At 37.6% G+C, this 14,827-nt stretch carries 11 protein-coding genes and 1 pseudogene; 9 read left to right on the top strand and 3 right to left on the bottom strand.

Features of this window, described 5'->3' with window-relative positions:
* The first annotated feature begins 73 nt into the window (after positions 1 to 73).
* The 7 genes from KG732_RS03920 to dprA all read left to right on the top strand — a co-directional run bounded on the left by KG732_RS03920 (position 74) and on the right by dprA (position 7,542).
* Positions 74 to 1,462: an O-antigen polysaccharide polymerase Wzy gene (locus KG732_RS03920; protein ID WP_300980290.1), complete on the top strand. Its 1,389-nt coding sequence runs from the start codon at positions 74 to 76 to the stop codon at positions 1,460 to 1,462.
* Positions 1,441 to 2,703 carry an O-antigen ligase gene (locus KG732_RS03915; protein ID WP_292901417.1) on the top strand — a complete coding sequence of 421 codons (1,263 nt, stop codon included), beginning with the start codon at positions 1,441 to 1,443 and terminating at the stop codon, positions 2,701 to 2,703. The genes KG732_RS03920 and KG732_RS03915 overlap by 22 nt, the downstream gene beginning before the upstream one ends.
* The gene (locus tag KG732_RS03910; RefSeq protein ID WP_213521065.1) at positions 2,700 to 3,755 is read left to right on the top strand and encodes a glycosyltransferase; all 1,056 of its coding nucleotides are present in this window, start codon (positions 2,700 to 2,702) and stop codon (positions 3,753 to 3,755) included. Before KG732_RS03915 ends, KG732_RS03910 begins: the two co-directional genes overlap by 4 nt.
* Positions 3,752 to 4,486, top strand: coding sequence for a hypothetical protein (locus KG732_RS03905; protein WP_213521064.1), 735 nt, complete (start codon positions 3,752 to 3,754; stop codon positions 4,484 to 4,486). The genes KG732_RS03910 and KG732_RS03905 overlap by 4 nt, the downstream gene beginning before the upstream one ends.
* A gap of 66 nt (positions 4,487 to 4,552) precedes the next feature.
* Entirely contained in the window at positions 4,553 to 5,098 is a 546-nt protein-coding gene (locus tag KG732_RS03900; protein WP_213521063.1) for a putative colanic acid biosynthesis acetyltransferase, read from the top strand.
* Positions 5,099 to 5,100: 2 nt separating this feature from the next.
* On the top strand, positions 5,101 to 6,318 hold the full coding sequence (locus KG732_RS03895; protein WP_300980289.1) for a WcaI family glycosyltransferase: 1,218 nt from the start codon (positions 5,101 to 5,103) through the stop codon (positions 6,316 to 6,318).
* A gap of 126 nt (positions 6,319 to 6,444) precedes the next feature.
* The gene (gene dprA, locus KG732_RS03890; protein ID WP_213521061.1) at positions 6,445 to 7,542 is read left to right on the top strand and encodes a DNA-processing protein DprA; all 1,098 of its coding nucleotides are present in this window, start codon (positions 6,445 to 6,447) and stop codon (positions 7,540 to 7,542) included.
* A 143-nt stretch (positions 7,543 to 7,685) separates the two neighbouring features.
* On the opposite strand, the gene KG732_RS03885 is transcribed toward dprA, so the two are convergent.
* The 3 genes and pseudogenes from KG732_RS03885 to yiaA all read right to left on the bottom strand — a co-directional run.
* Entirely contained in the window at positions 7,686 to 7,964 is a 279-nt protein-coding gene (locus KG732_RS03885; protein ID WP_213521060.1) for a hypothetical protein, read from the bottom strand.
* 130 nt (positions 7,965 to 8,094) lie between these two features.
* On the bottom strand, positions 8,095 to 8,517 hold the full coding sequence (locus KG732_RS03880) for a hypothetical protein (RefSeq protein ID WP_213521059.1): 423 nt from the start codon (positions 8,515 to 8,517) through the stop codon (positions 8,095 to 8,097).
* Between the two features lie 95 nt (positions 8,518 to 8,612).
* Positions 8,613 to 9,029: pseudogene (gene yiaA / locus KG732_RS03875) on the bottom strand (inner membrane protein YiaA); the annotation flags it as partial.
* A 174-nt stretch (positions 9,030 to 9,203) separates the two neighbouring features.
* On the opposite strand from yiaA, the gene KG732_RS03870 reads away from it, so the two are divergent.
* A complete protein-coding gene (locus KG732_RS03870; protein ID WP_213521058.1) occupies positions 9,204 to 10,676 on the top strand; it encodes a hypothetical protein in 1,473 nt (490 codons plus the stop codon).
* A gap of 244 nt (positions 10,677 to 10,920) precedes the next feature.
* Positions 10,921 to 14,580 (top strand): ExeM/NucH family extracellular endonuclease, encoded by a 3,660-nt coding sequence (locus KG732_RS03865; protein ID WP_213521056.1) that lies wholly within the window; start codon positions 10,921 to 10,923, stop codon positions 14,578 to 14,580.
* The last annotated feature ends 247 nt before the right edge of the window (positions 14,581 to 14,827 follow it).

Here is a 14,827-nt window from a genome sequence, read left to right as displayed (position 1 = left end):
ATCCTAGCCTTAACGCCGCCTAATGATTTTAAGAAATAGTTTCATCTTTTTTTATCTAGTTATACTTGTATTGTTGTTTGCAACATTTGAGGCGACGTTGGAATTATGGTTGGCATTTTTTGGCAATGCCGTATTGCTGAGCTTTATTACTTATTATCACATATTTATTGAGAAAACATTCAGTCCATTTCTTAGTGCTTATATTGTTTTTAGCTTTCTTTTTTTCTTAGTAGCTCCGGTGACTCAAGCAAATGTTTTGGCGCCATTAGAAAATGGAATTTTTGATCATTATTTTCCCTATAAAGAAGAGTTGTTTTTAAAAGCAAATGGTCTTGTTGCTATTTTTCACATATCATTTTTCTTTTTTTATGTAGGCTTAAAAGGCTACATAAAAAAGAAAAAAAATCAAATAGTAGACTACACTCCTAGTACTTCTAGCTGTTTAAGAGATAGTATTCTCCTCATTTTAATATCGGTTATTGTTGTTGTTATCTCCTATCCTTTTATAATTGAAGAACTGGCAAGACCAGAATATATACCCTCCTCATTTTCACCTGGTGCACAGCTTATACAAAAGAAAATATTATTTGTCATTCCTCTTGCGGGAATAGTGCTGTGTAAATATTTGTTTGACCGCAAAGGAATCTCGACTCAAACATGGGTCATCAATCTTGCCTTAACTGGAGTATTGTTGATATTACTATTGTATTTTAAAAACCCCTTGGTGGAAAAAAGAAACGCGTTAGGACCTATTTACCTATTGCTTATCTTTTTATTTTACCCTAGACTTTTTAATAACAATGTGAAGATGAGCCTTACCTTATTTGTCATCATGATCATTTTCTTTCCACTTGCTCAAATCATTACACATTCTGATTATGGAATTTCAGAGATGATAGAAAACCCCAGTCTTTTCTCTAACGTTATTGATAAGGGGTCTCTTAGTAAGGGGTTTATGTCTTTAAACTACGATGCCTTTTGTAATATGGGAATAGTAATTGAAATCGTTGAAAAAGATGGTTTTTTCTATGGTTTTCAATTGCTTAGTGCCTTGTTATTTTTTATTCCTAGAGGACTCTGGGAAGGAAAACCAGATGCTTCAGGAAAGATCGTAGGTGATCACCTTATTGAAAATTATGAGTATTACTTTGCTAATCTTTCTAACCCATTGGTAACAGAAGGGTATATGAACTTTGGTCTTTTAGGGGTTGTTTTCATGGCTTTGATGCTGGCGTGTTCCATGATTTTCTTTTTAACTTGGTTGCGAAGTGCAGATTATCTCAAGAGGGCAGTTGCTTTTTATTTTGCAATGCATTTATTATTCTTGTTACGTGGAGACTTTACCAATGGATATTCTTACTTTATAGGTACGCTAATAGGTCTCTATGTCATACCTAAATTCTTTATCAGAGTATCATCATTCATTTTTGAACAAAAAATATGGGTTTCAAGGAAAAGCTAAAATCTCATTTACCTCAACTGCTTTTTTACATGACTGCAGCTATGTTTCTCATGCCTATGATCCCAAGGGGTGCAAGGCCTGTTTTAATAGGCCTTTATACAATCGCAGCAATTTCTAGTCAAATAATTGACCGAGAGCGTTTTAAATGGAATTACTTTTTACTTAGTTCTAGTCTGTTTTTCTTCTATTTGATCAGCTTATTTTACACCGAAGACTTATCTTATGGGTTCCGTAAGATTTCTACAGGAGCTGCCTTAATTATCTTTCCATTAATTACTGCAAGCATGAGCAAAAGATGCCTGTCCTATGTCCTAGAAAAGCGTTATACCTTAATGTGGTTTTTTATTACAGCCACCTTGATGGTCACTATAGGAGCATTTGTCATATTTAGTCAGCGCTATAGTTTTGACGAGGTAATTTTACATTTTATTAATATCATTAGATCAGACATTTCAGGATGGAAAATTCATCCCATATACCTCAGTATGCACATAGGTGTTGCCATGATATTTTCCTTGTTTTTAGTTCAAAAGGGACTTGATTGGAAAAAACTTATTTTACTTCTTATCATTAATATTGTATTTATAGGATTCCTATTAATAATGATTAAAAAAGGACCTATTATCGCATTAGTTCTTGTTGCTGCATATCTAGTGCTTATGTTTAAAAATAAGAAGTTATACTACGTCTTTGGTCTAGGGGCAATAGGCTTATTATCCGTGATTGTATTTAATCCTAAAGTGAATGAGCGTTTTTCTGAACTGTTACAAGTGCAAGATGCAGATGCCTCTTTAACCAACTCTACTAACATCAGGTATTCCATTTATAAATGCGTTACCAGCGTTATTCCTGATGCTGGTGTTTTCGGTTATGGTATAGGAGACGGAAAAAATCAGCTCATAGATTGCTACAATGAAGACGCAGCGTTTTTAGCCTCCCATCGCTATAATTCTCACAATCAGTTTTTAGGCATCATTTTAAATGTAGGCTATCTAGGATTGTTGTTTTTCACATTATTCCTGCTCTACCACCTTATTAGAGCATTTTATAAAAAGAACTATTTATTTATTGCAATACTTCTTTTCTATTGTATCGTGATGTTCTCAGAAAACATTTTAGAAAGGGAAAACGGAGTGCTTTTCTTTTCTTTTTTTATAAATCTATTTTTAATGTTGGATTATAATTTTGATAAGAAGCGACAAATGTCACCGCCTTTAGATAATTTTAAAACGTCACCTTGAAAAACCTCTACCACATAGCAGAAGATGTTTCTAGAGCTAGCGGCGGAGTGCGAACTGTTGTTAAAGATATTCAAACAGAATTTCCAGACTCTAAAATTCTAACGACCTTAAAAAATCAAGACGACCTCGATATTCAGGAGTTTTCTAAGAAAGGACCTTGGCTGTATTCCAGCAGCTTGAACAAGCATTTAAATAGCTTAAATAACACTTCTGTTTTTCATTTGCATGGGGTGTGGATGCATGCGCAGTATACGGCTGCGAAAATCGCTTCAAAGAAAAATATTCCTTTTGTACTTTCTCCACATGGTATGTTGGAACCTTGGCTTTGGAAGGATGGCACACTGAAAAAAAAGCTGTATTTTAATATGGTTTCTCGTTCCGCTTTCGCGAAAGCGAGATATATTCACGCCATAACACCAGAGGAACAAAAGAACCTGCAAAAGCTATTTCCTAAAACGGAAGTAGTCTGTATTCCCAATGCGATAGAAATAGAAGAGATGCTAGAAAGAAAAGAGCCGCCAAGACCGTATTTCTTGTTCTTAGGACGTATTCACCCTAAGAAAGGTCTAGAATTATTGATCGATGTTTTTGCATCGCTTAAAACGCTTGATTTTGACTTAAAAATTGCAGGTCCTGAAAATGCATATGCATCGCAATTAAAGGAAAAAGTAAAGCAACTTCAGGATTCTAGAATTGAATTTTTAGGAGCCGTACGCGGACTAGAAAAAAAGCAACTCTTTAGAAATGCGCACGTGTTTATTGCACCCAGTTATTCTGAAGTGGTTGGAATGGTAAACCTAGAAGCTGCCATGATGGGAACACCTGTAATTACAACACATCAAACAGGACTTCTAAATGAATGGAGCCATAATGGTGGCAGGCTTATTAATCCTAATTTTGAAGAGTTGCAATCAGTTCTTCAAGAAGTGTCAAAATGGGATTTAAAAAAGCGCGATCTTAATGGGGAACATCTGCGTAATTTCATAATTCAAGAGTATTCGTGGAAAGTCAATAAACCTAAATGGGAAGCTCTTTATACATCTATGAGATGAAAAAACTTTTGTACCTCATTGGTAGCCTGCTGTTTTTAAGTAACTGTTCTAACGAGGAACTGAAAAAATATCAACTTCCGGAAATCACTCCATCGCAAATTCTTGTAACAGCGCTTAACGATTCTCGCAAGATGATAACTGATAACGATAAGTCCTCAAAAACAACTTTATTTAAAATCCAATTTCACGGTCAGTCCATTGTCAAAGGAATCAAAGAAAAACGTATTAAGCAAACCTTAGCAGATGCTGTTCCAGTCATTAATTTTGAAATTATAAACACTGCTCGCAGTGGTCTTCAAGTGCCACAATTATTACCTTTAATGGCAGAAGATATTTATCCGCAACATGCTGATGTACTATTTTTTCATGCCTATGGCGGCACAGAAACCGGTGAATTGGAACAGTTCTTTAAAAACTTAAAAACCCGTTTCACGGGAGAGGTCATTATCTTTAATCATCACTTGTCGTATCCAGAAGATAAAAAACACAATAAAAAGCTAACCGATCTAGAAGATAAAACTTCAATAGAAATGGAAAAATTGGCTGTAAAATATTCTTTTGGTTTTATTGATTTACGTAGTGAGTGGCATAAATTTCTAGAGCTAAATAAGCAAGTGGCGCCTCAAGACTTATTAAGAGATGGTATTCATCCTAATGATGATGGAAAACTACTTTTAGAACATATTTTGATGACCCACTTTATAGCTGCCATACAAACAAGTGAAGAATAGTGAACATTCTATGACAGTGTTCCTGAACTAAAAAATTTATCTTTGATTTTAACAAACCAGTACTATTTGAAAAAATACCAACAACTCGATAAATTCCAATTGCCACAAAACTTCCGTGGGAAAGGAGCAGTTACTGTGCAATTATGGTGGCTGGTTCAAAGCACACTTTTTGCCTGGTCTCCACACTTTATGTACGCCTGGCGCAGGTTTCTACTACGGGCGTTCGGAGCAAAAATTGGTAAAAATGTAATCATAAGACCTACCGTAAGAACACAATTTCCTTGGAAAGTGAGTATAGGTGATCACAGCTGGATAGGAGACGATGTGGTCCTATACAGTCTTGGAGAGATCGAGATCGGTGCCCATGTGGTGATATCTCAAAAATCCTATATCTGCACAGGAACACACGATTCAACAGCGGAAAAATTTGATATCTACGCACATAAGGTCATTATAGAAGATCAGTGCTGGATCGCTACAGATGTTTATGTAGCACCAGGAATAACCATAGGTCGTGGTACATTAGTGGGCGCACGTAGCAGTGTTTTTAAAGATCTTCCAGCAGGAAAAATATGTTTGGGTACTCCTGCTCAAGTTGTTAAAGACCGATAATCTTGAAAGGAAAACACATCACATTCATAGGGCTTAATTATGCTCCAGAAGACACTGCCATAGGATTATATTCTACTCAAATGGTGGAGGCGCTTGTTGATGCTGGTGCAATGGTAAGTGTGGTGACGGCTTTTCCCTATTATCCGCAATGGAACATTGCCCAAGAATACCAGTCCCAACCTAAGTATTTACAAGAAGAATACAACGGTGCAACTCTCTATCGCTATAAACAGTACGTTCCAGAAAACCCTACTTTTTTAAAGCGTATCCTTCATATTCTCAGTTTTACAAAAGGAAGTTGTTTTAATTTGAGAACGATTAAAAAAGCAGACTTGGTGATTTCCATTATCCCATTTACAGCCAGTGCATGGCTTGGTGGCTATCATGCGAGAAAACACAAAGTACCAAGCTGGATTCATATTCAGGACTTTGAATTTGATGCAGCATTGCAATCAGGACTTTCTAGCGGGAGCAAGAAGCTTATTTTTAATTTTCTTTTTAGTTTAGAGCGCAGCATTTTAGGTAAAGCAACTACCATAAGCACCATCAGTCACCAGATGATTGCAAAGCTACAAACCAAGACCAATCAGCCTACTTATTATTTGCCTAATTGGATTGACGCGCATCAAGTAGATCCATCTACGGCAAAGCAACACTCTTATTTACAAGGTGATAAATTCAAGTTGCTGTATAGCGGTAATGTAGGTGATAAGCAAGATTGGGATTATTTTCTCGCTTTCGCGAAAGCGCTACCGCAAGACCTTTACCAAATCATTATTGTAGGTGCAGGAGCAAAATACCAGCAAGTAATGCAAGCTGTAGATCAGGAAAACATCTCGTTTTATGGCCCAGTCCCTTTTGCTGAATTATCTGATCTTTTATGCAGTGCCGATGCACATTTCCTTTTCCAAAAAACTGAGGTGCTCGATACGGTAATGCCTTCTAAATTACTCGGTATGATGGCGAGTGGGAAACCTTCACTAGTTTTAGGTAATCCAGCGAGCGAAGTAAAAACCGTCCTGGAAAATGCAAATGCAGGACTGTATTTCTCACAACCAGATGTATCAACCGCTATAGATCAATTAGAGGCCTGGAGACAAGATCCTGATTTGAGAACATCTATGGGTAAAGAAGCTCGAGAATACGTTTTAAAACATTTTTCGCGCAAAGAAATTTTAAGCAATTGGGTTAGCGAACTTTCTCAACTATTAAACAGCTAGCTTTTGAAACTTCCCCCTCTAGGGAAATGTCTCAAGACAAAGGGGCCTAAAAATCTTTTTTTAAATTTAAGCTTAGATTTAAGTTTAGATTTACTTTCCCTTTTATTTTTAGTTTTATATTTATTCATGGATGAACAAGAACTCCTTTCTCTTCTGGCACTTAAAAAAGCACCGCTTATAGGAGATATTATGGCCAAAAAGCTCATTCGTACTTTTGGAAGTGCAGCGGGTGTTTTTGAATATCAGTATCGTGATATCGCATCCATAGAAGGAATTGGAGAGAAGAAGGCTCAGTTTATAAGAAACAAAAATGGCTTGTTTTCTAAAGCGACACAAGAGTTGAGGTTTATACAAGAGAACAAGATCAAGTACCGCGTTTATTACAATGAGGATTATCCAGAACGGTTGAAATATTGTGTCGATGGGCCTATTATCTATTTTGAAAAAGGGAAGATCAATTTAGACCATCCGTATATCTTGAGCATTGTTGGGACTAGGCAAATTACCAGCGTTGGAGCTGCTTTTTTAGAAAAATTTATTAATGAAATTGCTCCTCTACAACCTATTATTGTGAGTGGTTATGCTTATGGAGTGGATATTTTAGCACATAAAATGGCTATAGAAAATGGGTTACAGACCATAGCGGTTATGGCTCATGGACTCCAACAAACCTACCCGCGTAATCATGCGGCGTACAATGAAGACATGATGAAAAACGGCGGCTTTATGACAGATTTTTGGCATACCGACGCTTTTGATAGAAATAATTTCTTAGGGCGCAACCGCATCATTGCAGGTATGAGTGAGGCAACTGTCGTAATAGAAAGCGCTTCTAAAGGTGGCTCTCTAGTCACTGCAGATCTTGCCTGTAGTTACAATCGGGAAGTCTTTGCGGTGCCTGGACGGGTCAATGATAAATATGCTAAGGGCTGTAATGACCTGATCAAACAAGCAAAAGCCCACATGCTTACAAAAACTGCCGATGTTCCCTATATTCTAGGCTGGCAGGTGCACGATATTACGGTACAGAAACAACTTTTTGTAGAACTCACAGATGAAGAAAAGTTAATCTACAGGTACCTTAAAGAAAAGGAAAAAGCACTGCTGGATATTATCGCTCTAAACATTAACCAGCCGGTTCATAAAGTGGCTAGCCAATTGATGAGCATGGAGCTCAAAGGAGTGGTTCAGCCCTTGCCAGGTAAGTTGTTTAGACTGGTTTAATAGGTTACTAGTCACCTTTAAAATTCCAAGAATTACAACCCTTTGGGATTGAATAAAAGCCAAATAAAAAACGACCTTTTCATGTTGAAAAGGTCGTTCCTATGATCAAAACAGGCTGCTCCATTTGTAAGCAGCCTGTTTTGCTATTTTAAATCCATGATGAAGAGGATTACCAAGGTTACTGTCACCCCTGCAGAAAGCAGTAAAGAGATGAAGCTTGGAAGCTGTAAACCCTTCTTCTTGATTTGGATGGCAGACAAGACTAATAGAGTTGGTGCGAGTAACATCATAGGAATGATGAGCAATTCATAAAATACTCCAACGATGGTCCAGGTGATTTCATAAATCTGTAGGATATCAATCAAGACAAAGAATACAGCGTTCAAAATACTTGCGATGAATAAGACTGGATACTTTTTCATTGTACTTCTTTTAATGATCTGTTTTTTTTCACGAAACTTCACTCCTAAGCCTGAGCTTTTTCACATCCATTTTTCATCTATAAATGTAATATCTCTAACGTTCTTTTGCACTGCAATGGTCTATTGTTTTTTACATTTTGCTGTAGCCAGTTTTCACTTCTTTTTTTATAATAAAAGGTTTCAAAAATTGAGATGCAGCAGCTCCCATTATTGCTGGAATGGTGTAAATAGCATATCCTATGAATTCAAATGGAAACATAGTATGAGAAGTCGAATCGAATATCATTTCACAGAAAGTAGCTAATGGAAATAAAGCCATACTCATTAATCCAATTTTCCAAAAGGAAAGCTTACTCAATAATTTAACAATAAAGCCGGATAAGAAAAGGAAGCTTATACTGTAAAGGGATATTCCTTCGATTCCAGTTCTAATTAAAGGAAATAAAGGGGATTCATAAGGTTTTAAATCCCCTAGAATAAATAAGGGAAGGATGATAGATAACATTCCGAGAATTGAAATGGCTATAAAGGCAGATAGGTTGTTTAATTTCATGATTATAATAATTTTGTTGGTTTTTATTTAATTTGTTACAAAGACCGTAAGGACATTCTATACACTTGCGATCACTAGGCTTTTACTATTTTTTATCACTTCCAGTTTTCGTCTATAAAGGCAACATCTCTCGTGTTCTTTTGTACGGCAATGGCGGCAAATAGGCTCAATAAAAAGGACATGCCGTAAAACCCTTTTTCACTAGGCCATAAATCGGCATTCCACAGGCCTATGACGAGCAATACGATAGATGCGATGCTCACAAACCAGCTGATACCGTAATACAGGTCAGTTACCGCTATTCCTTCCTGCTTGTCTCTTACCGCTTTTTGTACAGAAATCACAGAGAAGAGTCCGAAGAGCAGGATGACAAAATAATACCCGCGCTCGTTGAGCAGCATATCAGATCGCCACAAGCCTACGCAAAAGGAAACCATTCCCACGAGTAGTGCTGTCCATGATGCAGCGATAAATGCCGCAGTTGGTTTTCCGGTAAAAGCCTCTGATTTTTGGACTTTTTTTTTTCGGTTTTAAAAGTTACTTGATGTTCCATATTTGTTTGTTTTGATACTGCAAATATGTGGCAGGTTCTTAGCAGCAAATAACCTATTTTTGACTTATTCTTACGATTCAAAGTTTATATAACTTATATAAAATATTGATAAATAAGATATTAAATGTGATATATGAATGATTTAATTACTTTGATAAACTCTTTAAGTAGTGATGAGGTGGCTGCTTTTCTCGCTTTCGCGAAAGCGAAAAACCAACGAACAGATGTGAAAAACATCCAATTATTTCAACTCTTACGCAAAGATGTACGAGTAGATCTCGATCTAAAAATCTATGGGAAGGCCAATAAAAACGCCTTGCATGCACTTCAAAACCGTTTAAAAGAAAACCTAATTGACTTTACAGCCACCAGAGGCTTTTCTAGCGACTCACAGGAAGAAATGCAACTTTTTAAATTTGTATTGGCAGCGCGAATTTTCTTAGAACAAGAACACTATGCGATAGGATTTAAAACGTTGAAAAAAGCTACTGCCAAAGCAATATCTTTAGAATCATACGCTATTCTGCAAGAGATTTATCATACGCATGTACAATATGCACACTTAGACCCTAAAACAACTATAGAAGAAGTCATAACCGCCTATCAAGAGAATGAAAAAAGATACTTGATCGAGTCCAGATTAGTAATGGCTTACGCGACCCTTAAAAAAACCTTGAAGTCGCACCCAGCAAATGTGTATCAAGTGATCCAACAACAATTGGCCGTTTTTGATATTTCTATAGATCACAACTTGTCTTTTAAGTCGCTTTATCAATTAATGCGAGTCGTAACAGATGCAGCAACTTTAACATCAGATTACGCAGGGATTTCCATTTTTATGAATCATATCTATGAAGTGGTAGAACATAAAAAACACTTGGCAGATAAGCATTTGTATTACCATTTGGAGATCCTTAACCTCATGGCGGGAACTTGTTTTAGGAATAAGGATTTTATACGATCCCAACAATTAGTAGGTGAACTGCAACTAGAAATGCAGAAAAATAAAGGAGCCTACAAAAAGCAATTTCTAGGACGTGCTCTTTTACTAAAGGCGTTGAATCGTAATTATACAGGGGAACCTGAAAGAGCTATGGAAGATATACAGCAAATTCAAAAGCCTGATTTATCTGCACAACTGGTTCATATTACTTTTTTGTTTCAACAACAAAGCTTTATTAGAGCACGTAAAATGATGAACAATTTTTATCATAGCGATCAGTTTTATGAAAAAAAAGAAGGGATATTATGGGTCATACAAAAGAACCTACTAGAAATTTTGATTTATATAGAATTACAACAACCAGACTTGGTGGCTTCAAAAATGAGGAGCTTTATAAGGCGCTTTAAAGGACGTTTAGAAGACTTAAACGAACAACGAGTTCTTGTGTTTATCAAGTTGCTGCAAAGCTATTACGATCGCCCTTGTGAGATTACGGAAGAGGGTTTTCAAAATAAGGTGCAACAAGCCTTTAAGAGGAAAACAGCTGCTCGAGAGGATATTTTTGTCATGAGCTTTTATGCGTATTTAAAAGCTAAAATGCAAAAAAAGCCCATTTACCAGGTCACATTAGAATTGCTGCAACAGCCCGTCGAGTTCTTTTAAGGAAAAATGGTCTAGAAATTAGGACTATTTTATTTTAACAGACCGCACAGAGGCCCCTATTTTTATGCCATAGAATTACAACAAATCATCAAAGAGGTATCTCAAAAACACCCAAACATTAACTCTAGGTTAACCTTCTGCTACCTCCAATAACTTCTAATGCAATAGCTATATTTTTGGATCCAATAGGCCTTACTAAATAATAAGTATTAGGCGGTCACTAAATTTTTAGAAAAGATTCCAAATGAAAAGAAAACTTCCCTTATGCTATGTATTCATCTTATTTTTTGGGGGATCGGCTACGATCGCACAAACAACCTTAGGGTTTGAAGGTTTCGATGGCAACTCGATAAACCTTAATTCCACAGCAAACGTATCTGATTTTGGCGTTGCAGGAGGAACTGGAGGTGATGTATTTGGACGTGTAGATGGTCAGTTAGGCGGCACCGGAATGCCGTATGATGTTGCGGATGATACTGGTGCAGATGTAAGTGGTGCACGATTGGGGAGTAACTTTCCTAGTGATACTTCTGGACTTTCTGGCCAAAACACAACAGCTTTTTTTGCGCTAAACGATGCAAACGGTGTACAAGGTGCTCCAAATAACGCAACTTGGACTTTTAACGGCTGGGGTGGTGCAATATTGAGTTCTATAGAGATTAACCTTGCTGCTATTGGTGATTTTGAAGCTAGTTCTAGTGATGGTTTTATTATTGAAGCCTCTGTAGACGGCGGTGCATTTCAAGAACTGTTTAGAGCAAGAACAAATGAGAGTGCTTCAAAAACATACCGTGCACTAGATGGAGGTTTTGTTCCACAATTAAATGATCCATTAGAATTGTTTATAGATGGTAGTCCTACGGCTGTAGGATTTTTGGACAAATCCAATCCGACCACTGGTGCTTTTGACACCTATACATCTACTCTATTAAACGGAACGGCAGCTGCTTCAGTGAGCATTCGTTTGAGCTGGGCGGGATCCCCTAGTGGCTCTGAACCTATGGGCATTGACGATATTAGGATTAAAGGAACCTTAAGCGATGTGCTTCCATTATTAATTAGTGAAATTACGGTAACACCAACAGCTGGAGAGTTTATAGAAATATATAACCCTAACTCGACAACAGTAGATTTAACAAACGTATATATTACCGATGCAACATTTGCAGGAACCACGGCTACATACTATTATAATATTGTTACAGGAGCCAACGCTGGGGGTGGTGGTTTTGGAGACTTTTTAGCACGTTTCCCAAGTGGTGCGACAATTGGGGCTAGAGAATACCAAACGCTCGCTATTAGTGGTTCGAATAATTATAATACAACTTATGGAACGAATCCAACCTACGAGTTGTATGAAGACGGAAGTACCGCAGATGCTATCCCAGATATGCTTGAAGGACTTCAAGGTTCTATTAACGGCCAAGGTGGTTTAACCAACAGTGGTGAAGTCGCTATTCTTTTTTATTGGGATGGTACAACCGATTTAGTAACTGACTTGGACTATGTTATTTGGGGAGATACCGCAGAAGCAGTTGACAAAACAGGAGTGAGCATAGATGGCCCAGATGCTGATGCTTTAACTAGTACCTACGCAAATGATACGCCCATTGCAAATCAAGTGGTGGTGGCAGCATCTGCCCACGGTATTGGAGATTCTTATCAGCGTGAAGATCTGACAGAAGGCAATGAACTAACCACTGGTGGTAATGGTGTAAATGGCAATGATGAAACCTCAGAAGACCTTGGAAATACGTGGTGTACTTCTCCCTCTACTGCTGGACTATTGAATGGTTGTGGAGATGTTGCCGTAACTCCTGTATTTATTAGTGCCGTGCAAGGAAATTCAAGTACTAGTCCGCTAGAAAACACCTCTGTTTTAGTAGATGCTATTGTAATTGGCGATTATCAAACAGACAGTCAGTTACGAGGATTTTTTATTCAAGAAGAAGATGCAGATGCAGATGCAGATCTGTCGACTTCGGAAGGGCTATTTGTGTTTTGTCCGTCTTGTGCGGTAGATGTAGCTGTTGGGGACCGGGTAGAGGTGTCTGGAAGAGTTGTCGAGTTCTCAGGAACAACGCAAATCGATGTTACTGGAAGCGGAAGTGTAACGATTATAAGTAATTCGAATCCGCTACCAACTTCAACATCGCTTACGTTACCAGCGCCTGCAGGCACGGATATGGAAGCCACTTATGAAAATGTGGAAAATATGTTAATCACCTACACCACTGATCTAGTAGTAAGTGAATATTATAATCTTGCACGTTATGGCGAATTAGTGCTGAATGCAAACAATAGAGCGAGACAGTTTACTGATAACAATGAACCAGATGTTGCAGGATACGCCGCTTACTTATCGCAATTAGAGTCGTCACGCATTATCTTAGATGATGATAATAATATCCAGAATAGTAATATTAGTGGTTCAACTGACGTGCCTTATTTTTGGCCATTACCAGGAGGACTGAGTAATACTAACTTTATCCGTGGTGGTGATCAAATAAGTAATCTTACGGGAATTATGCATTGGTCTTTTGCAGGACAAAACGGTACAGATGCGTGGAGAATCAGACCTGTAGTAAATGAGTTTTCCTATGTCTTTACAAGTAGCAACCCAAGAACATCTTTGCCAGAAAATGTTGGAGGTAGCTTAAAAGTAGCCAGCTTCAATGTGCTTAACTACTTTACGACTTTAAATGAAAGAGGAGCAAATTCTCCTGCAGAATTAGATCGCCAGCGAGAGAAGATTGCTGCAGCTATTTGTGGTCTGAATGCTGATATTGTTGGTCTAATTGAAATAGAAAACAATGGTATTGTAGCGATCAATGATCTGTTGAACGGCAGCAATGGTATTAATGCATTATGCGGGAGCACCTATGCTGCCCTAGATACTGGAGTGATAGGAACAGATCAAATCGCCGTTGCTTTTATTTATAACACAGCAACTGTTAGTCTGGAAGGTGCATTTGCAGTTCTTGACTCTTCTGTCGATCCACGCTTTGATGATAATAGAAACCGTCCTGCCTTGGCACAAACATTTAGACAAATTTCTAATCAAGGTCAACTTACTGTAGTTGTGAATCATTTGAAGTCAAAAGGTTCTTCATGTGCAAGTGATGGCGATTCAAATTTAAATGATGGAGCAGCAAATTGTAACCTTACAAGAGCTGAAGCTGCTGCTGCACTAGTAGATTGGTTAGCTACAGACCCTACTTCTAGCGGTGATCCTGATTATTTAATTATTGGAGATTTAAATGCATATAAAAACGAAGACCCAATTGACAATATACTTTTAGGAAGCGATGATACTAGCGGTTCTGCAGATGACTACAATAATCTAATAGACGATTACCAGGGAGCAAATGGGTATAGCTATCTTTTTGATGGACAGTTAGGATACTTAGATTATGCGCTAGCTACTGCTAGCTTATCAAGTCAAATAACAGGAACCACTGTTTGGCACATTAATGCAGACGAAATATCCCTGTTCGACTATAATGATGATATCCAAGACATAGGAGAAGCCTCTTTCCAAAGAAAATCGAGTGCGCTTCCTATTTACGAGGCAAATGCCTTTAGAGCATCAGATCACGATCCTGTCTTGGTAGGAATAGATCTCGTAAGTTCGACAGCTTCTACAGACGATGCCTCTCTTGAAAATAGTGTTATTTTGTTCCCGAATCCCGCGATGAAGTCTGTTACTCTTTTAAATAGAAGTAATACTGGATTAAAGCGAGCCATTATTACAGATCTTAGCGGGAAAACAATCTACGAATTCGATCTTACTGATGTAGCGATTGAAAAACAGTTGGATATTTCTCAACTAGCTCCTGGATTGTATTTCATCACAATCGAAGGAATACAAGGGATGATTACAAAGCGTTTAATAAAGCACTAAATTAATTTTTAAGTAGGGAAAAGCCGCTCTTTTTTCAAGAGTGGCTTTTTGTATTTATCAACTTTTTACTAGAATGGTGGGGGCCAACAAAAAAAGCCATGAACAATTCATCAAGCGCATCAGTCGTTCTAAATGCTACTCGTGAAGCCATAATTACATCTCTTGCCGTATCTTCATCAATCAAAACCATTAATAGGCCAGGTACCCACCAAAAGTAAACTAATGATAGCCTTTACAATTACACGAG

This window comes from Nonlabens sp., assembly GCF_018401815.1.
Classification (GTDB): domain Bacteria; phylum Bacteroidota; class Bacteroidia; order Flavobacteriales; family Flavobacteriaceae; genus Nonlabens.
This window is presented reverse-complemented; position numbering and strand designations above follow the sequence as displayed.

Coding starts and splice junctions, on each gene's coding strand:
- KG732_RS03915 (WP_292901417.1), top strand. CDS start 1,441: ATGGGTTTCAAGGAAAAGCTAAAATCTCATTTACCTCAACTGCTTTTT.
- KG732_RS03905 (WP_213521064.1), top strand. CDS start 3,752: ATGAAAAAACTTTTGTACCTCATTGGTAGCCTGCTGTTTTTAAGTAAC.
- dprA (WP_213521061.1), top strand. CDS start 6,445: ATGGATGAACAAGAACTCCTTTCTCTTCTGGCACTTAAAAAAGCACCG.
- KG732_RS03885 (WP_213521060.1), bottom strand. CDS start 7,964: ATGAAAAAGTATCCAGTCTTATTCATCGCAAGTATTTTGAACGCTGTA.
- KG732_RS03880 (WP_213521059.1), bottom strand. CDS start 8,517: ATGAAATTAAACAACCTATCTGCCTTTATAGCCATTTCAATTCTCGGA.
- KG732_RS03870 (WP_213521058.1), top strand. CDS start 9,204: ATGAATGATTTAATTACTTTGATAAACTCTTTAAGTAGTGATGAGGTG.
- KG732_RS03865 (WP_213521056.1), top strand. CDS start 10,921: ATGAAAAGAAAACTTCCCTTATGCTATGTATTCATCTTATTTTTTGGG.